The organism is Bacillus cereus group sp. BfR-BA-01310, from assembly GCF_022664325.1.
Lineage (GTDB): Bacteria > Bacillota > Bacilli > Bacillales > Bacillaceae_G > Bacillus_A > Bacillus_A paramycoides.
The window spans coordinates 561,134-582,305 of sequence record NZ_JAKUHD010000001.1 but is presented as its reverse complement, the minus strand read 5'-3'; the positions used below and the strand labels follow the sequence as shown (position 1 = coordinate 582,305).

Below are 21,172 nucleotides of genomic sequence, written 5' to 3'. Positions count from 1 at the left end.
ATTAGCTCAGACGCTCGTTAATGCAAAATAAAAAAGCTCGTCAAAGACGAGCTTTTTACTTAAATAATGATTTAACAAAATCAATGATACTAGAGAAGAAATCTTTTACTTTATCTAAGAAACTTTGTCCTTCTTCAGATCCTAAGAAGGCCGATACATGGTCTTTTGCTTTGTTTAATTGGCTACCAACTTGGTTCCAATCAATATTAAGATTTTTCATTTTATCAAATAACGCTACTAAGTTATCCAACTGTTCATCTGTTAATGTAATACCGAGTTGATCAGCAATTTTTTTTATCAATGAACGTAAATCTTCAGTAGTTTTTGGCTGTTCTTTTGCAATTTCTTCTTTAATTTTTGCAACAAGTTGAACTGCTTTTTCTTCACCGATTTTATCACCAAGTTTTGCTGTTTGTACCATTTCTTCATTGGCTACTTTTTTAACATCTTCTGGAATTTCTTTGTTCGATGTTGTTTCATATGCCTTCATTAAACCGGTTAAAGCAGCGGTTCCAGAAACTTTAAATGGTGCAGTAATTTGAATCTCTGCATCTTTCACACCTGCTGTAATAAGTGCATTTGTGTACATTGCATCTGTTATCGAATTAATGTTTTTTGAGCGTACAATGAGACCTGACCCTGGTTTTGTGTATGTAATCATAGAAGAGGAAATTGCTCTCGTACCAATTTGTGCTTTTGGAACAATTCCTTCTAGAAATTTATGTTCTTCCGCATTAGACACAGTAATAATTGTAGCATCTTTTGGTGCTTCCATTTCTTTTAACAGATCTTGTTTTTGTTGTTCAGATAAGTTTTCTCCTAGTGTAACAATTGATTCTCCCTCAATGATGTCTGCAAATGAAGCTGTTGGCATAATAAATACGGCTACAGCTAATAGCAGAGCTAGTAATTTCGCTTTCACGAAAAATCGCTCCCTTTCTCTTTCTAAAATTTTCGGGCAACACAGTTATTATAGTATATTTTTCTTATTTGTCACCTAGCTTTTTCCACATTTCAAAAAAGAAGTATGTAGATTGTCGGATTCTTTTTGTTTCTCGTCATGAATATGGTAATATAGTGCTGAGATAGTTGAAAGGAGACATATACGTATGAAAACTTTAGGATACATATTAATGGAAAATGGTGAAAAAATCGAATTGGAATTTTTCCCAGAAGAGGCACCGAAAACAGTAGAAAACTTTAAAAAATTAGCAGAGCAAGGATTTTATGATGGTGTGACATTCCACCGCGTTATTCCTGGCTTCGTAAGCCAAGGTGGAGACCCAACAGGCACAGGTGCAGGTGGCCCAGGTTACTCTATTCCATGTGAAACTGATGGAAACCCTCATAGACACGTTGTTGGCTCACTTTCTATGGCACATGCTGGCCGTAATACAGGTGGTAGCCAATTCTTTGTTGTTCATGAGCCACAACCTCATTTAGATGGCGTACATACAGTGTTTGGTAAAGCGACGAGCGGTATTGAAACAGTATTAAACATGCGTCAAGGCGATGTAATGAAAGAAGTTAAAGTTTGGGAAGAATAAGTTATGAAAAAAAGAGAGCAATTGTGCTCTCTTTTTTATTTGCCCAAATAGGAATTGGGATATATTCTACAGTACATGATACAGATAGGACGGTTACTACTGTTAAAATATATTGTTCATGAGAACAAAGTTTTAACAAAATACATAGAATACATTAACAATTATATGCTTCAATAAATGGATTTCTTTTATCATAGTATTTTTGCTAGAACTACTTTGTTCAAAAGTGGTCAATAATTATGCTGTGATGAGCAGGGATTTTCCTTTTAGTTCCAATGCAGTAGTGTTTTTTTTGTGTAGTCTACTGGAAACAAATAGTGTGAAAACATATATTTGACTTTCTTCTTTACGCTTTGTATGATTATCAAGTTGTTTTAGCCCCTTCTCACTCTGGTGAAAATACGGTAGAATGAGTATGATGTGAAAAGAGTGATTGAGGGGATTTAATAGTTTATAACTTTTGTAAGAAGGGATAAGGGTTATGTTAATTCGTTTTAAAAAAAGTTATGAAAAAATCGCAATGGGGCTTCTTTCATTTATGCCAAATGAAAAAGATGTGAGAACATTACAATCGACAATGAAAGAGTATGAATCGAAAGATGATTGGCAACTGTATTTGTGGAAACAAAACGAAGATTTTGTTGGGATAATGGGGATTGTAAAAAAAGAGAATCATGTATTAGAAATTCAGCATTTGAGCGTGAACCCGTCTCACCGTCATATGGGGATTGGGACGAAGATGGTTCAAGAGCTAAAGATTAAATTTCTGGAATTTACAATTTGCGGAAATGAGCAAACAGCAAGTTTTTGTGAAAAGTGTAAAGGGCTTGAACAAAATATACATTCATGAAAGCAGGGATAAGTAGTTTATTATCTCTGCTTTCTTTTTTGTAGTTGTTCGTTTCGTTCAGAAATGACTTCTGTTCGATCACGTAATGTGTGCTTATTCATAATGTATTCACCAGGAATGGCGTTCGCATCTTTCCAAAATAGCCCTTGTTTCTTACATAACTGTATGCAGTGACTTTCCAATGAAGCGTCTAATAATGGTAAAAATAACGGAGCGAAATTTTCTTTTTTATGGATAGATTGTAATCTTTCATTTAATAAGAATATTAGCTGTTTATGATCTATTCCTAATTGTTGTAATGACGCACTGTTCTTTTCTAAAAGTGCTATTGAACTTTTTATCATTCTCTCTGCGCCATTCCAGTTGGAGCGTCTTTGATGATATAAAGAAACTGCAATTTGAATGAGACCAACTAAGTAATTGTCACGCTCTCCTCTAGGTTTTAATTTCCAATACTCTTCTAGTATTTCATGACATTCAAAATAATCATAATCTCCGTGAAAATGAATTAAAAATTGTATGTATTCGGTAGGATACATTTTTTTCGCCCCTGTCTAACTATTATATGTACAGTGTATCATAGAAATATTAACAATAAGCGACTAGGGAATTCTCCTTAGTCGCTTTATTGCCTCATGTTAGCAGAAGCAAGCCGCTCCTACAATGATTAGTAAAATGAACAGTACAACAAGTAATGCGAATCCACCGCTAAAACCGCAATCAACGTGACCCATAGTTTTTTGACCTCCTACATTGTTCTTACTACACTGTTATCATATGAAGCGGTGGGCATTATGACATGGGCATAGGTCTATTTTTAATTAAATTTCTTAAAAAGGTTGGATAGAACATGAGTATGCTCTATACTTATGTTGTTATAGAAAAAATGTGGTGGGATGCTTTGTGCAGTATAATTTTAAAGTAGAGGCATTTGAAGGGCCTTTAGATCTATTGTTACATTTAATACATCGTTACGAAATTGATATATACAATATTCCTGTAGCGGAAATTACAGAGCAATATTTATCTTATGTCCATACGATGAAAGAATTACAATTAGATGTTGCTAGTGAGTATTTAGTAATGGCAGCAACGTTATTGCAAATTAAAAGTAAAATGTTGTTACCAAAACAAGAAGAAGATGTACCTGATAACGGTGAAGACTTTATGGATGACCCTCGTCAAGAATTGATGGAGAGGTTAATTGAATATAAGAAATATAAGCAAGTTGCTACTGAGTTAAAAGAAAGAGAACAAGAAAGAGCACAGCTATATACACGTCCGCCAATTGATTTTACATCATTTCAACAAGAAGAGGAGACAAGCTTACCTCTTGATGTTACATTATATGATATGTTAGCGGCATTTCAAAAGCTAATGCGTCGTAAAAAAGCAAAGAACCCTGTAACAACACGAATTACTCGTCAAGAAATACCAATTGAAAAGCGAATGACTGATATTCTACAACAGTTAGAAACAAAAGGCGGTCGTCAAAGCTTTTATGATTTGTTTGCTGATGAAGAACGAGAAATAATGGTTGTAACATTTTTAGCGGTTCTTGAGCTGATGAAAAATCAACAAATTATTATTGAACAAGAGCATAATTTTGATGAAATTTTCGTATCAAGCTCTAATAAACCCGTATAGATTCAGTATAGTTTATTAGGGTGGAAAATGAGAGGGAAATACTTTATCTCATGATCGTTTTTAGTGTATCGTTTGGAACAAGAAAAGAAATATTGAACCGAACGCATTAACTGTGATTCGGTTTTTTTATGTGTATTTTTTTGGAAAAGACAGGAGGAAGGAGTTTGTAAAATGGATAGAAAAGAACAAAAAGCAATTATTGAAGGACTTTTATTTGTTGCCGGTGATGAAGGGATTTATCCAGAACAAATAGCGAAAGTTCTTGAAATTGAAGTGGAAGAAGTAAGAAACAGTATAGAGGAAATGCAAACGGAATGCGAAGGAACGCATCGCGGCTTGCAAATTGTGCAATATGCAAAAGTATATCGTTTTGCAACTAAGAAAGAGCATGCTTCGTATTATCAAAAATTAATAGATACCCCAACCGCGGCTTCACTTTCTCAAGCAGCTCTTGAAACGTTGGCAATCGTTGCATATCGTCAACCGATTACAAGGACAGAAATGGAAGAGATTAGAGGCGTGAAAACGGACAAGGCATTACAAACGTTAGTTTCGCACTTACTTATAAAAGAAACGGGAAGAGCGGAAGGCCCAGGGCGTCCTATCTTATACGGAACTACGAAAGAATTTTTGGATACGTTTGGATTGAAAACGTTAGATGATTTACCATCGCTTTCTGAAGAAAATGAACAAATGAATGAAGCAGATTTATTCTTCGGTTCTTTACAGGAATTATCAAAATAAAAGCTTAGCATTTTGCTAAGCTTTTTTTGTATATCAATTACAGGGCGTGCCATACTAAATGAAAAAAGGAGACGAGTTATGAGAGGTGTACGGAGTATTCTATTGTTGGTTTCTGTTTTATTATGTTTTTCGCTAAACAGCGCATCGGCTAAAAGATATATGATGACTATTCATACTGCGTCTTCTTTACATATGCAACGGCAACATTTAGGGAAAATGAAAGTGAGTTTTTTAAAAGTTGGACAAGGTGATGCGACACTTATTACCTTGCCAAATGGCCAAACGATGTTAATTGATGGAGGGCCTTATGAAGCGGGAGAGGTCATTATTCAAAAGCTAATTGAAAAAGGGATTAACCACTTAGATGTTATTGTAGGTACGCATCCTGATATGGACCATATAGGTGGACTTATTCCGATTGTAGAACAAATGCCAGTCTCACTCGTATTAGATAGTGGGAAAACATATAGTTCATTTACTTATCATACGTATCGGAATAATATTAAAAAAAGGGGCATACCTTTCGTTTCAGTGAAGGAAGGACAATATATACCGTTAGATCCGCATGTTTCTATACAGGTGTTGAACAATGGGAAATCGAAAGATGAGAATAATGAGTCTTCAATTGTTTTAAAAATTCGATATGGTAAAGCAGACTTTTTATTAATGGGTGATGCTGATGTACGGACGGAAAATGAAATATTAAAGCGATTTGATGTACATGCAGATGTGCTAAAAGTGGGGCATCATGGCTCGTATACTTCAACGAGTGAAACATTTTTAAAAAAAGTAGATCCACAATTCGCTATTCTTTCATACGGGAGTAAAAACCCGTATGGACATCCTCACCAAAGTGTAGTGAGACGATTAAAACAGCGCGGTATAATGCTATATGGAACAAACAAGCGAACAATAGAAATAGAAACAGATGGTGAACATATTGCCATGTGGTCGAGCGGCTGGATGCCATTACTTAAGTAACTAATTATATAAGAGGTTATTGTCCCTTTTTGGAAAAAATGAATAACATATATTATAATTGTGAGAGAAACAATTAATTTCCTTTTTTGCTGAACAAAGAGGAAATTTCATTAGAATGTATAGACAACTACTCGTGTGTATATTAAGATGGGATTAGGCGAATAAGGTAATAATAACAAGTAGGTATTTCATGGGAAAGGATCGATGAAAATGAAAACGCAAGTTGTCATCAATGCCAAAATTTATACAGGTCAAGAAGTAGTGGAAAACGGATTTATTCGTTACGCAGAAACAATTAAAGAAATTGGTTTGATGGCTCAATATGTCTCACAAGAAAATGAAACTGTTTTAGATGCGGCAGGGAAGATTGTGATTCCAGGTATGATTGATGTTCATATTCATGGTGGGTACGATATTGATGCGATGGATGCAAATAGCGATGGATTAGTAACTCTTGGTAAAGAAATGTTAAAAGAAGGAGTTACAACTTACTTCCCAACAACAATGACACAAGCTCCAGAAGCGATTGAAGCGGCACTTAGTGCTGCGAAGGAAGCGAAAGAAAAAGGAGCACATTTCGAATATATTCACTTAGAAGGACCATATGTTTCAAAAAAACGTGCGGGTGCACAACCACTTGAACATATTGTTCCTGCGAGTATCGAGCAATTTAAACAATGGCAGGAAGCAAGCGGTAATCTAATTAAATTAGTAACATATGCGCCAGAAGAAGAAGGTGCGTTAGAGTTTGAACAGTATCTTGCTGAAACAGGTGTTGTTGGCACAATGGGGCACACAGATGCGATGGATGCACAACTGAAAAATAGAAAAATTACACATGCAACACATTTATACAATCAAATGCGTGGATTACATCACCGTGAACCAGGAGTTGTTGGTCATGTGTTATTAAATCCAGATGTAATGGTTGAAGTAATTACAGATGGCATTCATATTCACCCTGATATGGTGAAATTAGCATATAAATTAAAAGGACCGAAAAAAGTAAGTGTCATTACTGATGCAATGCGTGCAAAAGGTCTTGAAGATGGATTATATGAGCTTGGCGGACAGCCAGTACATGTAAAAGATGGAAGTGCCCGATTAGAAGATGGAACGTTAGCTGGTAGTATTTTGAAAATGGATCAAGCCTTCCGAAATGTAATTGAATTTACAGGATGTTCAATCGAAGATGCAGTACTGATGACATCAGTTAACCAGGCAGAAGAGTTTGGATTAAATAATAAAGGTGCGTTAGCGGTAGGTAAAGATGCAGACTTTGTTGTTATGACTGAAGAATTACATGTATATGATACGGTTCGTTTAGGAACTCATATGAAGGAAGGGAAGTAATTAGATGAAAATTCTTGTTGTAAAAACTCCAGAAGAATTAGCAGAAGCAGGCTATAAGTTAATTGAAGAGGTTGTAAAATCAAAAGAAAATCCAACATTAGGAATGGCTACTGGAAGCTCTCCATTAGGTATTTATGCAGAAATGCGAAAAAATAAACTTGATACAAGTCATGCAACCACTGTAAACTTAGATGAGTACGTAAATTTACCACACGAAGATAAAAACAGCTATCACTATTTCATGCAAGAACAGTTGTTTGATCATCTTCCATTTAAACAAACTTATGTACCAAACGGGATGGCAAGTGATTTAGAGGAAGAGTGCAAGCGTTATGAAGGCATTCTAGCAGCTAACCCAGTTGACTTACAGATTCTTGGAATCGGTGAAAACGGTCACATCGGATTTAATGAGCCAGGAACACCATTTAATTCTCCAACTAACATTGTGGAATTAACAGAATCTACGCGCCAAGCAAATCTTCGCTTCTTTGAGAATGAAGAAGATGTGCCGACTCATGCGATTACAATGGGAATTGGAAGCATCATGAAAGCGAAACAAATTCTACTTGTTGCTATGGGATCTAAAAAGGCAGAAGCTATTAAAGAATTATTGCAAGGTGAATATAGTGAGGTGTGTCCTGCTACAGTTTTACAACGTCATCCGAATGTAACCGTAATCGCAGATCCAGAAGCTCTATCTTTATGCAGTGAGGCGATTGCTGATGAACATCGACAAGTATTCACCATTTCCGATCTATTATCAGATTCAAGAGTGGGTGAAACAGCTAATTGAGGACGGCGAATGGAAGCCGGGAGATAAAATTCCATCTGAGAATGAACTTTGTGATAAGTTCGAAGTGAGTCGTATGACAATCAGACAGGCAATTAATAACTTAGTGGAACAAGGATATTTATACCGGAAACGTGGAATTGGAACATTCGTTCAACTTCCGAAAGTGGAGCAAAAGTTGCAAGGAATGATGGGATTCACAGAAGATATGATTTCTCGTGGTATGAAACCGAGCAGCCAGTTATTGAGCTTCCGCCTAGTTCCAGCTACTGCTAAAATAGCAGACCGGCTGAGAATACAAGAGGGAGAGTCGGTTTATGAAGTGAGGCGTACTCGCTTAGCTGATGACGAACCGATTGCATTTGAGACGACATATTTGTCGCCAACTCTTGTGAATGATATTAACGAAGAAATATTGCAACAATCTTTATATGAACATTTAGAGAAAAAACTAGGCTTTAAACTTGTTCGCGCTACTCAATCAATTGAAGCTTCAATCGCAACAGATAATGAAGCTGAACATCTGCATATTCCTAAAAAGGCGCCTGTACTTGTAATGCGTCAATGGTCATATTCAGAAGGTGAGTTACCGTTAGAGTATGTGAAATGTATTTATCGCGGTGATCGTTATAAGTTTATTACTAACATCGCACGTAACAAGTAATATATTTCAGTTTGTGAAGTACAGTGAACTTTCATGTGTTCAACATGTAAAGAAAATAAAAATACGACTCATCCTTATAAGGATCGAGTCGTATTTTTATTTTCTTCTTTATTATGAGCAAGCACTTGGTTAACTGCATCTTTAACAGCATCGACTACATAGTGAGCATGTTCTTTTACCGCGTCATCAGCCTGAGACATAGCAAAACTATGAGGAGTTAGAGTAAACATAGGGATATCATTGTAAGAATCTCCGATGCAAGCAACCTCTTCGGGTTGTATTTGAAACTCTTGTAATAAAATGGAGATAGCGGAGCCTTTACTAACATTAGGTGGCATTACATCTAAGCACTGTTCAGCTGAAATGAAAGTACTAACTTTCCCCTGAAATTTTTCATCAATTTTTTTTTGAAGAACTTGTAAGCTTTCCTTAGTTCCACCAACAGAAATTTTATTTGGAAAAATTGTATCGTCTATTTTCTGTAACAAATGTGGTTCTTCAACGGAAGTCATCGTTACTTGTTTTTCAAGTTCATGAATAAAAGGTGTCTTTTCCTCAATGTAGTAATTATGCTCATCACTTACATAACGGAAATAAGGGTCTTCGTTCGTCATCGCTAACAATTCAGGTAGAATACTGGAATCGAATGTTGCAGATAATAGTTGCTTATTTGCATGAGTATATACGAAAACACCATTCACACTAATACGATGAAAATGTGTATTTACAGCTTTCATTAAGTCTGCGATTTCATTATCAAGTCGTCCGGAAGCGAAACAAAGAATAACATTTTGCTCAGCTAGACTACGAAGTGCTGCAATATCTTGTTCGTCAATTAGACCTCCGTGTTGCATCATTGTACCGTCAATATCACTTACAAACATTTTAATCATGTTGCTATCTCCTTTCTATGTACAGTTGCCCTTACATTATACGCATCATATACAAACATGTCTAAAAAATGAATTTTTAACAAATGGTAGATGTTTTACATTGACGACAAAGAAGAATATTCTGTAACATAACAGTAGGCTATTTAAGTACGAGGGTGGTGTTATATGAGTAATTATCTAGAAATTAAAAAAGTTTTAAATAATAATGTCATCATTGCTAGCCATCCTGAACACGAGGAAGTAGTAGTGATCGGTAAAGGAATTGGATTTGGAAAAAAGGTTGAAGATGTGTTGGAGCAAGAACAAATTGAGAAAATGTTTGTTTTAAAAAATGAACGTGATCGAGAACAATACAAACTTTTAGTGCCACATGTGAGTGAAAAGCTAATTGAATTGATGAATGATATTATGTTATACATTCAAGAAAAAGCGGAGTCTCCATTAAATGAGCATATTCATATCGCTTTAACAGATCATATTTCTTTTGCAATTAAAAGGCTGAAACAAGGACTTACAATAGATAATCCTTTTTTGGTTGAAACGAAAATGCTATATCCAGAGGAATATAAAATTGCTGAAGGAGTTGTACATCTGTTAAACTCTCGTTTGCAAATTACATTGCCAGAAGGGGAAGTTGGCTTTATCGCACTTCATATATACAGCTCGCTTACAAACTCTGATTTATCTTCTGTTAATCAAAATTCCCGTCTTATTGCACAACTGGTGTCTTTAATTGAAACAAACCTACAAATTACATTAGACCAAGAAAGCATTCATTACTTACGCCTTATTCGTCATTTGCAATATGCTATTGAACGGGTAAAAAAAGGCGAAAAAGTAGAAGAGGCACAAAGTTTTGCTGATTTATTAAAATTGGAATATCCAGTCTGTTACAATTTGGCGTGGAAGCTAGTCAAAGTAATGCAGAAAGAATTGCAACTACCTGTATATGAAGCGGAAAGTATTTATTTAACGATGCATTTACAACGGTTAGTGAAAGCAGAGCATGTGTAAAAAGACATATATTTTTGTCTAAAATGAAAACGTTAAAAAAAATGATTGAATCGCTTACAATAGTTATGTATAATAACTATTGCAAAGTTATACAAAATTCGACAAACACATTAAGGTGAGTAACGAAAACGTTTGCCTTAATTATAGTGAACTTATACGTAATCCTATTTTTGACACGTGTTACTGATTCGATCAGGCATGAGTGGAGAAAAGTAAGGAATGTAAGCTAGAGAAAGGGATATACTACCCTTTGTATAGCTATCGTTCTATCTTTTTTTCCTCATGCCTTTTTGGCGTTTGTCGAAAAGTATCAATATAGATAAGAGAGGAAGGGTTTCCATGTTTAAGAATATCTTTGGTGTTCTTCAAAAAGTCGGAAAAGCGCTTATGCTTCCAGTAGCGATTTTACCGGCTGCAGGTATTTTGCTTGGATTTGGTAATGCATTTCAAAATCCACAGTTAACAAATGTTATTCCTGCTTTAAAAGCAGATTGGTTCGTAATGGTTGCGAAAATTATGGAACAATCTGGTGATATTATTTTCGCTAACCTTGCGTTATTATTCGCAGTTGGGGTAGCAATTGGTTTAGCTGGTGGAGACGGAGTAGCTGGTTTAGCAGCATTCGTCGGCTACTTAATTATGAACAAAACGATGAGTGTGTTCTTAGAAGTAGATAAGTTAGTGAAAGTAACAAGCACTGGAACAGATCCAGTGAAAATTGGATTTGCAGATCCTGCATATGCAAACGTATTAGGAATTCCAACACTACAAACCGGAGTATTTGGTGGTATTATCGTCGGGATAGTAGCGGCATATTGCTACAATAAATACTTCAACATTGAATTACCATCATACTTAGGTTTCTTTGCAGGTAAGCGTTTCGTACCGATCGCGACTGCAACATTCTCTTTAGTAGTAGGTATTATCATGTGCTTCGTGTGGCCATACATTCAAGGTGGCTTAAATACGTTCTCGCATCAAATGATTGATGCAAATAGAACGTTAGCAGCATTTATTTTTGGTTTAATTGAACGTTCACTAATTCCATTTGGATTACATCACATTTTCTATTCACCGTTCTGGTTCGAATTTGGTCAGTACACAAATGCGGCTGGCGAATTAATCCGTGGTGACCAAAAAATCTTTATGGCACAGTTAAAAGACGGCGTAGAATTAACAGCAGGTACATTTACAACTGGTAAGTATCCGTTCATGATGTTCGGTCTTCCAGCAGCAGCTTTAGCGATGTACCATGAAGCACGTCCTGAAAATAAAACATTAGCAGCTGGTATTTTAGGTTCTGCTGCATTAACATCTTTCTTAACAGGTATTACAGAACCACTTGAATTTTCATTCTTATTCGTAGCACCAGTATTATTCGGGATTCACGCTGTATTTGCTGGTCTATCATTTATGACAATGCAAATTTTAGGTGTTAAAATTGGTATGACATTCTCTGGTGGTTTAATTGACTTTATTTTATTCGGTGTACTACCAGGCCGTACAGCATGGTGGTGGGTAATTGTTGTTGGTCTTGTACTAGCAGTTATTTACTACTTCGGATTCCGTTTTGCAATTCGCAAATGGGATTTAAAAACACCTGGTCGTGAAGTAGCAAATGCTAATGACGGTGCAGGAAAAGCAGAAGCAGGTGAACTTCCTCGTGAAGTATTAGTAGCACTTGGTGGTAAAGAAAATATCGCTTCTTTAGATGCTTGTATTACTCGTTTACGTGTTCAAGTTAACGAGCAAAAAAATGTAAACAAAGACCGCTTAAAAGAACTTGGAGCAGCTGGTGTACTTGAAGTTGGAAATAACATTCAAGCTATTTTCGGACCGAAATCTGACACATTAAAATCACAAATTCATGATATTATGTCAGGTCGTACACCTCATGTTGAAAAAGAAGAGCCTGTAAAGGTAGAAGAAACTCCTCAAAAAGTTGATGAAAATGAAACAATCGTATCACCAATTGAAGGAAAAATCTTACCGATTACAGAAGTACCTGACCAAGTATTCTCAGGGAAAATGATGGGAGACGGATTTGCAATTGAGCCGACTGAAGGAACAGTAGTTTCTCCAGTAAACGGTGAGATTGTCAATGTATTCCCTACAAAACATGCGATTGGTATTCAGTCTGAAGGCGGAAAAGAAATATTAATCCACTTTGGTATTGATACTGTAAAATTAAATGGTGAAGGCTTTGAAGCACTTGTAGCACAAGGTGATAAAGTGAAACAAGGACAACCATTATTAAAAGTAGATCTTGCATTCGTAAAAGAAAATGCACCATCTATCATTACACCAATTGTCTTTACGAATTTACAACAAGGACAACAAGTCGAATTGAAAAAAGATGGAAATGTTAAGAAGGGCGACAACGCTATTATTGACATTCAGTAGGAATTTGACGCAAAATGTTTATAATTATAATAGGCGATGTGGTTGACCGAACATCGCCTATTATATACAATAGATGATGTAGTACTCACGTCTATACAACTAAAAAAAATCGTAATTTAAAGGAGATAAATTATCATGGAAAAAATCTTTAAAGTAACTAGCGACTCAGGAATTCATGCACGTCCAGCAACTCTACTTGTAAACACTGCAAGCAAATTCGGTTCTGACATTAACTTAGAGTATAACGGAAAAAACGTTAACTTAAAATCAATCATGGGCGTTATGTCTTTAGGTATTCAACAAGGCGCAGAAATTAAGATCACTGCAAATGGTGATGATGCAGCTCAAGCACTAGCAGCTATCGAAGAAACTATGAAAAACGAAGGATTAGGAGAATAATGACTCTTAATATCCAAGGGATCGCTGCATCAAGTGGGATTGCTATTGCAAAGGCTTTCAGACTTGAGAATCCTGAATTTAACATTGAAAAGAAATCAATTACAAACGAAGCTGCTGAAATTGCACGCTTAGACGCTGCGCTTGAGAAAGCAAAATCTGAACTAGAAGCTATTAAGGACCACGCTTTTGCTGAGCTAGGTGCTGATAAAGCTGCTATCTTTGAAGCACATTTATTAGTATTAAATGATCCGGAATTAGTAAATCCAGTAAAAGATAAAGTAAATAGCGAAAAAGTAAATGCTGAATTTGCAATGGATGAAGTTGCATCAATGTTTATTTCTATGTTTGAAAACATGGATAACGAATATATGAAAGAACGCGCTGCGGATATTCGCGACGTAACAAAACGTGTTCTTGCACATTTATTAGGAATTAACTTCTCAAACCCTGGTACAATTTCTGAAGAAGTAATCATCATTGCTGAAGATTTAACACCATCTGATACAGCTCAGTTAAACCGTAAGTATGCAAAAGGGTTCACAACTGATATCGGTGGACGTACATCTCACTCTGCAATTATGGCTCGTTCTATGGAAATTCCAGCTGTTGTTGGTACGAAAGTTGTTATGGAGAAAATCCAAAACGGCGATATCGTAATCATCGACGGTTTAGATGGTGAAGTAATTGTAAATCCATCAGAAGAAACTCTTCGTTCGTTTGAAGAAAAGAAAGCGAAATTTGAAGAGCAAAAAGCTGAATGGGCAAAATTAAAAGACCAAGCTACTGTAACAAGCGATGGACATCACGTTGAGCTTGTTGCTAATATCGGTACACCAAATGACGTACAAGGCATTATCGATAATGGTGGAGAAGGCGTTGGTTTATACCGCACAGAATTCTTATACATGGGCCGTGACAATCTTCCAACAGAAGAAGAGCAGTTCGAAGCGTATAAAGCAGTTCTTGAAGGTGTAAAAGAAGGTCAACCTGTTGTTGTTCGTACACTTGACATCGGTGGAGATAAAGAGCTTCCATACTTACATTTACCAAAAGAAATGAACCCATTCTTAGGATACCGTGCAATTCGCTTATGTCTTGATGAGCAAGATGTGTTCCGTACACAACTTCGTGCATTACTTCGTGCTAGCGTATACGGTAACTTAAAAATTATGTTCCCAATGATTGCAACTCTTGATGAGTTCCGTCAAGCAAAAGCGATCTTATTAGAAGAGAAAGCAAAACTTGTAGAAGCGGGTACAACTGTTTCTGATTCTATTGAAGTTGGTATGATGGTTGAAATCCCAGCTTCAGCAGTATTAGCAGATCAATTCGCAAAAGAAGTTGATTTCTTCTCTATTGGAACAAATGACTTAATCCAATACACAATGGCTGCAGACCGTATGAACGAACAAGTAGCTTACTTATACCAACCATATAACCCATCAATTTTACGTCTTGTAAAAATGGTTATCGATGCTGCTCATAAAGAAGGCAAATGGGCTGGTATGTGTGGTGAGATGGCGGGAGATTCACTTGCTATTCCATTATTATTAGGTTTAGGTTTAGATGAGTTCAGTATGAGTGCAACATCAATCCTTCCTGCAAGAACACAACTAAGCAAGTTGTCAAAAGCAGAAATGGAAACTTTAGCAGAAAAGGCATTAATGATGTCAACTGCTGAGGAAGTTGTTGAACTAGTTAAAAGCATATAATTATAAAAAAACCTGAGTCGATTTGAAATCGGTCTCAGGTTTTTTCTATGAGAAAAGTAAAGCTTATTTTCTTACTATAGAGGATAAGGGACAGAATTAGATAGCGATTGCGATAATATCAGTTGGGCATACACGTAAAATGCCAGTAAAAGTATTTTGGTTTTGATTATTTTGATTGTTCTTATCGTCTTTATTGTTATCTTTGTTGTTATCAGCTAAAGCAGAGAAAAGAGCAACACCGTTACAGAATCCTTCAAAAATTACATTGCGGAATGATTGGTGGCCTCTAATGCTTAAAAGAGAAATTTCTGTTCCAACTGAAATGCTAGCAAGTACGTTACATACAGCAGGTCGTTGTGGTCTAACTTCTTCTCTCTCTTTCTCGGTGGTTGCACTCTCTTTCATGATGATGACATTCTCTAAAGTTATCACAGCATCCAAATGATCCAAACATAATCCTCATCACCCCCTTCACATTTATAATCTATGTAAGTTCGGTAGTTCGTGACTGGACAGAGAGTGGAATTTTTTCTAGGGGATTTTCTCATTTTAAACGACTAGATGGGTGTTTATTACGGGATGATGTTTAAAATAGCATAAAAAAGTGTAAAGACCACCAAAATGAATGAAATAGGTAATCTTTACACTTTTTTACTTTTATATAAAACGATGATATATACGGGAAGAGCTAAAAGTAGTGGTACGATAGATCGTGAGGTATGTAATCCTTCCTCTAATTGGAACGCTTCTTCTTTTGGGAATTGTAACACTGAAATATTTGCAGCATCGCCAATAAAATATAGAAGCAGTACAGTTACGATGTAACTTAAAAGCGCAATAAAGCTTCCGTATGAATTCAATGAAAATCCCTCTCTTGTTATCTATTTGTTACCATTGTATCATAATTGTAACAAAATAACACGCCTATATTTCAACAATCTAACAAACTTCGACATAAAACGTCATATATTTTTATAAAAAGGAAATGAAATTTATGATTTTACATGTATTAATGTCGAAATATCTGATTTGATATTACGAATATATGACAAAGAAAAGTAATAAAAAACGAAGGTAATTCATTACCTTCGTTTTTTATTACTTCGCCCATTCACTTACTTGCTCGACGCTCATGCGTGGTGCAGGGTGACCCTTTAAAGTTGATTCACCAATTGTAATAAGCATAATTGGTACGTAACGAGATGAAACATTGAATTCTTCCATTAATGCTTGTGAGTTGAAACCACCAATTGCGCAAGTATCCCAGCCAGTTGCTTTAGCTGCAAGCATAAGTTGCATTGCTGCTAAAGCTGCATTTGAAAAGGCAGCATCTCGCGGATATTGCTCACGATTATATGCAGATTCAATATTTGTAGCTAAGCGCTCTTTTGCCTCTTTTTTCATAAATCCTTGTTCTACAATTGGGCCGTAAACAGGTTCAATATTTTTATAAGCTTCTAAATCACCTAAAATAGCGACTACGGCAGAAGCATCAAGAATTTGTTGTTGGTTATAAGCAATTGGATGTAATCGTTTTTGTACATCTTCTCCTTGGAAAACAAGGAATTTCCAGTGTTGTAAGTTCCAAGCAGAAGGTGCTTGTGCAGCTGCTTTTAAAATATCGTGTAGTTCTGTAGATGAAATTTCTTTTTCAGGGTTGAATGCACGTGTAGATGTGCGTTCATATAAAACGTTAAAAAAATTATTGTTTGTCATTATATATCCTCCAAATTACATATCAACTTAATAAAAATACATATAATATATTCTACTTACATTTTGTAAGTTATCGAATTTAAGGATATAATATCTTTATTTTAATTGTCAAGTTTTAAACAATAAGGTAGGGCATTCATACAAACGATACACTTCATATAATCATACACTAAAAAAGGAATTTCCAGAGTAGATAAGCGCAGATAACATTCTCAATTAGCTTGTTAATATGTATCCCTCACTAATCGGATTTTTTTGGAACAATCTTTTATAAAATGATTGTGAGGAATTCAGTAGAACAAGATATATGAAGTGAGTGAAGACTAGTGATGAACATACTACGTTTTTTATTAGAGAATACTGTTTTCCAAAATGTATTACAAGATCTTCAGTTGAATGTCCTTTATATAGAAGATGGATGTACACATCAACAAACGATAGAAAATGTCCATCCAAAATGTATGTTTATAGCAAATAGTTTTGAAGAAGGAGAAATATTATTTCATAGAACTAGACCGCATATTGTAATTCTGTATGTAACAGATTTTGCTCAAATAAAATATATAAAGAATATATATGATCCGAAGAGTGCATTCATTGTCATTTGGGATCAACAGATAAACAATGAATTTGCAGATTTACTTATGTTGGGAATACGTAATATTGTTATAGCACCAGTAACCCCACAAGTGGTACTTGAGGAAGTAAATAAGAGTTTGTATCAGCTTTCTTTAGTACGACAAGTAAGTTTACAACAAGAATTACTTCAAATGATGTTTGATTTTCAAAATGATTTATTATTTATAGTAGAAGATGATGAAATTGTTGATTGTAATACAAATTTCTTGGAATTTTTCGGTTATGAAAATTTATTTGCATATCGCGAACAGCATTTAGTCTTTGCAGAACATCTTATTAGAGAGAATGGCTATTATTCGACGACCCACGATATAACATGGCTGGATGATACTTTAACAAATGGAAGAAGAATTAAGATGTACAATTATGAAGGAGAAGTGTCTACCTTTTTATTACGTGCCACACCATTGCCAGAAGATTTATCACGATTTGTAGTAAAGTGCACAGAGATTACAGAATTAGATGAAATCTATCAAGAACAAGAAAGATTGGCTATGATAGATTCATTGACAGAAATATATAATCGTTTAAAATTCCAACAAATATTGGAGACAGAGTGGGACAATGTAATACGTAAGGATGAAAAAATTGCACTTATTTTGTTTGATATAGATAATTTTAAAACAGTAAATGACACATATGGTCATGATTTTGGCGATTTAGCATTAATACAACTTGCAGATCTTATGAAATCTAAAGTTGAACATCAACATATATTTGCAAGATGGGGAGGAGAGGAATTCATAATATTAGTGACAAATACGGTAGAAAAAGAAGCTTTTCAAGTTGCGGAATCATTGCGATTTTTCATTGAAACAAAGCAATTCTCTGGAATTTCGAAATTAACAGCAAGTTTTGGTGTTGCGTTATATGAGCAAGGGATTACAAGAGAAGAATTAATGCAAAGGGCGGATATTGCATTATATGAAGCGAAAAAAAATGGGAAAAATCAAGTGTGTGTATATAGAAAAGAAAAAATGTGATTTTTCGCAACAAATTGTTGCGATTTTTTTTTATTGCCGGATAATAGAATGAGGGGGACTATTTGTAATGAAGTAATTACGGAGGAAATATATGTTTAAAAAAATAATGATTATGGTTTCACTATCTGCTGTTGTTTGCGGAGGAATATACTACTTTCTCTCTAGTCCAAAGGAACAAACAGTATTAACATCTAAAGTAACTCCTGCTATCGAGTCAGAAGTAAAGGATAATATAGAAAAAAAGGAAGAACAACAAATTGATTATGCCAGTATATCTCAACAGTTAGATCAATATTTAGTAGGAAAGCAATTTAATGGGACCGTTTTGGTGACAGATAAAGAGCATGTTATATTGAATAAAGGATATGGATATGCTGACGTTCAAAATAAAATAGAAAATACGCCTCAAACAAAATATCGTATCGGTTCTATTACGAAAACAGTTGTTGCTACATCCATTTTACAGTTACAAGAACAAGGGAAGTTAAATATTCAGGACAATGTAAATAAATACATTCCTTCATTTCCAGCAGATAAAAATATTACTTTATATCATTTATTAACGCATACATCAGGTTTACCGGAAAACGGAAAAGGAAAAGTTAATGTAGCTTCACGTATACATTTAATAAATTGGATTGGAAGTCAGACATTAGCGTTTCCACCAGGAACAGGCTGGAAGTATACGGATTATAATTATATGGTACTTGCTTATATTATTGAAAATGTAACGAAAAAGCCTTTAGGAGATTATATAAAAGAAAACATATTTACAAAAGCAGAGATGCATGAATCAGGTATGGGAGATATGGTACTTGGAGACAAAAATTTTACAAAGGGTTATGTGAAAAAAGATCAAGCACTTGTCCCAGCGCAGAAATTAGGGATGGATTGGTTATATGGCTGTGGTGAGATGTATACGACAGTGGGGGATATGAAAAAATTAGACGAAGCGATTATAAATGGCAAGCTTCTTTCAGAACAAAGTATACAAGCGATGTTTACACCATCTGCAGAGAGAAAATATGCATTTAGTTTTTACATATATCCAGATTATTTCCATAATCATGGTGTACTATCTGGTTGGAATACGTTTAACAATTTTAATAAAGAAAAAGGAACGTTTGTTATTTTATTTTCAAATGTGAAAAATAGTATGGATGATGATTTTAATAAGGAATTTCGAAAGATGGTAAATGATTTATTAGAACAAAGGGGATGAGAAGATGGAATATAAAAATGTATCAGTAGGTTTCATTGGTATTGGTGTGATGGGAAAAAGCATGGTTCACCATTTAATGCAAAATGGTTATAAAGTATATGTATATAATAGAACGAAGGAAAAAGCGGATTCTTTAGTACAAGAGGGTGCGACTTGGTGTGATACACCGAAAGCGTTAGTAAAGCAAGTTGACGTTGTTATGACGATGGTTGGATATCCTCACGATGTAGAAGAAGTATACTTTGGGATAGATGGAATTTTAGAACATGCAAATGAAGGTACGATAGCGATTGACTTTACGACATCTACACCAACATTAGCAAAACGTATTAATGAAGTTGCAAAAAATAAGAACGTATTTACATTAGATGCACCTGTGTCTGGGGGAGATGTAGGGGCGAAAGAAGCAAGACTAGCAATTATGGTAGGTGGAGAGAAAGAAATATATGATAGATGCTTACCTCTATTTGAAAAACTAGGAACAAATATTCAGTTGCAAGGACCAGCTGGGAGTGGGCAGCATACAAAAATGTGTAATCAAATTGCAATTGCTTCTAACATGATAGGGGTATGTGAAGCAGTAGCTTATGCAAAAAAGGCTGGACTTAATGCAGATAAAGTATTAGAGAGTATTTCAACAGGGGCAGCAGGTAGTTGGTCATTAAGTAATTTAGCACCGCGAATGTTAAAGGGAGATTTTGAACCTGGTTTTTATGTAAAGCATTTTATGAAAGATATGAAGATTGCTTTAGATGAGGCTGAAAAATTACAATTACCAGTACCGGGTTTAAGCTTAGCAAAGGAATTGTATGAAGAGTTAATGGAAGATGGAGAAGAGAATAGCGGAACACAAGTATTATACAAAAAGTATACAAGGGGGTAAATGAGATGGATCTTCAAAAGTTTGATACGATGATTGATGCTGTGCAGCGAGCAACTTGTGTACAGATTAATGGCAAGCAAAAAGAGGCTTTTAAACAAAAATATGATTTTGAACCAAATTTCGAATATGGGCGAGATGAACAAGGGCATTATGTTATTCGAACTTCAAAAAAGATGTTAGAAGAAATGGAGTTTTATTTGGCATTGAAGTATGATCGGGATGGAATTGATCTTTACATGCACGCTGAAATTGAAGGTACATGTCATGTATCTGTTAGCTATAGTGAAGAGGCACTACATCTACAAGAATTGTTTCAATTTCTAGAAGAGAATAAATAAAAAGTCCTCATTTGAGGACTTTTTATTTATATAGGTAGGTAAAATATTCAAGTTGTATAATTATAAGCTGGAAGCACGACGGCATCGTTCGATTGGGAATGGAATAACTTGTGCAATGTGATTAGGACCAAACTGTTTTGTGCGAGCATGACGTAATATATAAAATGCGCACAGAATAGAAACAGGAATAGCACCGTACAAACCAAAAAATAAAGCGCTTACACAAGATGCGACAAAACCTAAAACCCCAACTTCTAACTCTTCCATAATAGCTCCTAAAATGACAGGAATAGCTCCGCATGAAACTCCTAGTATAAGTGCGATAAGTAAACTCATGATTATCCCCCTCTGTTTGCAAGATTCTTTTCCTTCTTATTAGTTGTAGTATATCATA

General features: G+C 35.2%; 23 protein-coding genes and 1 pseudogene. 16 read left to right on the top strand and 8 right to left on the bottom strand.

From position 1 onward, the window contains the following. Positions 1-55: 55 nt before the first annotated feature. The gene (locus MR109_RS02955) at positions 56-922 is read right to left on the bottom strand and encodes a DUF1002 domain-containing protein (RefSeq protein WP_242270926.1); all 867 of its coding nucleotides are present in this window, start codon (positions 920-922) and stop codon (positions 56-58) included. A 187-nt stretch (positions 923-1,109) separates the two neighbouring features. On the opposite strand from MR109_RS02955, the gene MR109_RS02950 reads away from it, so the two are divergent. Beyond that, positions 1,110-1,547, top strand: a complete 438-nt coding sequence (locus MR109_RS02950) for a peptidylprolyl isomerase (RefSeq protein WP_025150154.1) — start codon at positions 1,110-1,112, stop codon at positions 1,545-1,547. 481 nt (positions 1,548-2,028) lie between these two features. Continuing rightward, a complete protein-coding gene (locus tag MR109_RS02945) occupies positions 2,029-2,397 on the top strand; it encodes a GNAT family N-acetyltransferase (RefSeq protein ID WP_242270924.1) in 369 nt (122 codons plus the stop codon). A gap of 20 nt (positions 2,398-2,417) precedes the next feature. Here the strand turns inward: MR109_RS02945 and MR109_RS02940 are convergent, their stop codons facing one another. Both MR109_RS02940 and MR109_RS02935 read right to left on the bottom strand, forming a co-directional pair. Continuing rightward, positions 2,418-2,936 (bottom strand): DUF309 domain-containing protein, encoded by a 519-nt coding sequence (locus tag MR109_RS02940; RefSeq protein WP_002173294.1) that lies wholly within the window; start codon positions 2,934-2,936, stop codon positions 2,418-2,420. A 99-nt stretch (positions 2,937-3,035) separates the two neighbouring features. Continuing rightward, complete coding sequence (locus MR109_RS02935) at positions 3,036-3,131, bottom strand: YjcZ family sporulation protein (protein ID WP_000510194.1); 96 nt, start codon at positions 3,129-3,131, stop codon at positions 3,036-3,038. Between the two features lie 169 nt (positions 3,132-3,300). Here MR109_RS02935 and MR109_RS02930 point away from each other — a divergent pair, with 169 nt between their 5' ends. From MR109_RS02930 to MR109_RS02900, 6 genes are all read left to right on the top strand, one after another. After that, positions 3,301-4,044, top strand: coding sequence for a segregation/condensation protein A (locus tag MR109_RS02930; protein WP_242270922.1), 744 nt, complete (start codon positions 3,301-3,303; stop codon positions 4,042-4,044). Positions 4,045-4,215: 171 nt separating this feature from the next. Then, the gene (scpB, locus tag MR109_RS02925; RefSeq protein ID WP_002173292.1) at positions 4,216-4,788 is read left to right on the top strand and encodes an SMC-Scp complex subunit ScpB; all 573 of its coding nucleotides are present in this window, start codon (positions 4,216-4,218) and stop codon (positions 4,786-4,788) included. Positions 4,789-4,866: 78 nt separating this feature from the next. Continuing rightward, entirely contained in the window at positions 4,867-5,769 is a 903-nt protein-coding gene (locus tag MR109_RS02920) for a ComEC/Rec2 family competence protein (protein ID WP_098473353.1), read from the top strand. A 210-nt stretch (positions 5,770-5,979) separates the two neighbouring features. Then, complete coding sequence (gene nagA, locus MR109_RS02915; RefSeq protein ID WP_002173290.1) at positions 5,980-7,122, top strand: N-acetylglucosamine-6-phosphate deacetylase; 1,143 nt, start codon at positions 5,980-5,982, stop codon at positions 7,120-7,122. Between the two features lie 4 nt (positions 7,123-7,126). Beyond that, on the top strand, positions 7,127-7,915 hold the full coding sequence (gene nagB / locus MR109_RS02910) for a glucosamine-6-phosphate deaminase (protein ID WP_002173289.1): 789 nt from the start codon (positions 7,127-7,129) through the stop codon (positions 7,913-7,915). After that, on the top strand, positions 7,845-8,576 hold the full coding sequence (locus tag MR109_RS02900; RefSeq protein ID WP_277930932.1) for a GntR family transcriptional regulator: 732 nt from the start codon (positions 7,845-7,847) through the stop codon (positions 8,574-8,576). Before nagB ends, MR109_RS02900 begins: the two co-directional genes overlap by 71 nt. Before the next feature lie 74 nt (positions 8,577-8,650). Here MR109_RS02900 and MR109_RS02895 read toward each other — a convergent pair whose 3' ends face one another. Beyond that, positions 8,651-9,469 (bottom strand): HAD family hydrolase, encoded by an 819-nt coding sequence (locus MR109_RS02895; RefSeq protein WP_242270920.1) that lies wholly within the window; start codon positions 9,467-9,469, stop codon positions 8,651-8,653. A gap of 165 nt (positions 9,470-9,634) precedes the next feature. Between MR109_RS02895 and glcT the strand changes: the two genes are divergently transcribed. The 4 genes from glcT to ptsP all read left to right on the top strand — a co-directional run bounded on the left by glcT (position 9,635) and on the right by ptsP (position 14,997). Continuing rightward, positions 9,635-10,483: a glucose PTS transporter transcription antiterminator GlcT gene (glcT, locus tag MR109_RS02890; protein ID WP_242270917.1), complete on the top strand. Its 849-nt coding sequence runs from the start codon at positions 9,635-9,637 to the stop codon at positions 10,481-10,483. Positions 10,484-10,822: 339 nt separating this feature from the next. Then, complete coding sequence (ptsG, locus tag MR109_RS02885) at positions 10,823-12,886, top strand: PTS glucose transporter subunit IIABC (protein ID WP_025150161.1); 2,064 nt, start codon at positions 10,823-10,825, stop codon at positions 12,884-12,886. A 135-nt stretch (positions 12,887-13,021) separates the two neighbouring features. Next, a complete protein-coding gene (gene ptsH, locus MR109_RS02880) occupies positions 13,022-13,285 on the top strand; it encodes a phosphocarrier protein HPr (protein ID WP_000411079.1) in 264 nt (87 codons plus the stop codon). After that, a complete protein-coding gene (gene ptsP / locus MR109_RS02875) occupies positions 13,285-14,997 on the top strand; it encodes a phosphoenolpyruvate--protein phosphotransferase (RefSeq protein ID WP_002173284.1) in 1,713 nt (570 codons plus the stop codon). Before ptsH ends, ptsP begins: the two co-directional genes overlap by 1 nt. Positions 14,998-15,093: 96 nt before the next feature. On the opposite strand, the pseudogene MR109_RS02870 reads toward ptsP, so the two are convergent. From MR109_RS02870 to MR109_RS02860, 3 genes and pseudogenes are all read right to left on the bottom strand, one after another. Then, positions 15,094-15,451, bottom strand: a pseudogene (locus tag MR109_RS02870) (DUF3915 family protein). A 187-nt stretch (positions 15,452-15,638) separates the two neighbouring features. Next, a complete protein-coding gene (locus MR109_RS02865; RefSeq protein WP_002173282.1) occupies positions 15,639-15,857 on the bottom strand; it encodes a hypothetical protein in 219 nt (72 codons plus the stop codon). A 238-nt stretch (positions 15,858-16,095) separates the two neighbouring features. Beyond that, positions 16,096-16,713, bottom strand: a complete 618-nt coding sequence (locus MR109_RS02860; RefSeq protein ID WP_048374085.1) for a nitroreductase family protein — start codon at positions 16,711-16,713, stop codon at positions 16,096-16,098. A 329-nt stretch (positions 16,714-17,042) separates the two neighbouring features. Between MR109_RS02860 and MR109_RS02855 the strand changes: the two genes are divergently transcribed. From MR109_RS02855 to MR109_RS02840, 4 genes are all read left to right on the top strand, one after another. After that, positions 17,043-18,335: a GGDEF domain-containing protein gene (locus tag MR109_RS02855; RefSeq protein ID WP_071718756.1), complete on the top strand. Its 1,293-nt coding sequence runs from the start codon at positions 17,043-17,045 to the stop codon at positions 18,333-18,335. 91 nt (positions 18,336-18,426) lie between these two features. Continuing rightward, positions 18,427-19,557, top strand: a complete 1,131-nt coding sequence (locus MR109_RS02850) for a serine hydrolase (protein WP_071718757.1) — start codon at positions 18,427-18,429, stop codon at positions 19,555-19,557. Between the two features lie 4 nt (positions 19,558-19,561). Then, positions 19,562-20,440 (top strand): NAD(P)-dependent oxidoreductase, encoded by an 879-nt coding sequence (locus MR109_RS02845; RefSeq protein WP_002173278.1) that lies wholly within the window; start codon positions 19,562-19,564, stop codon positions 20,438-20,440. Positions 20,441-20,445: 5 nt separating this feature from the next. After that, a complete protein-coding gene (locus MR109_RS02840; RefSeq protein ID WP_048374081.1) occupies positions 20,446-20,778 on the top strand; it encodes a DUF3909 family protein in 333 nt (110 codons plus the stop codon). 60 nt (positions 20,779-20,838) lie between these two features. On the opposite strand, the gene MR109_RS02835 is transcribed toward MR109_RS02840, so the two are convergent. Next, positions 20,839-21,114 carry a hypothetical protein gene (locus tag MR109_RS02835; protein ID WP_002173276.1) on the bottom strand — a complete coding sequence of 92 codons (276 nt, stop codon included), beginning with the start codon at positions 21,112-21,114 and terminating at the stop codon, positions 20,839-20,841. Positions 21,115-21,172 lie beyond the last annotated feature (58 nt).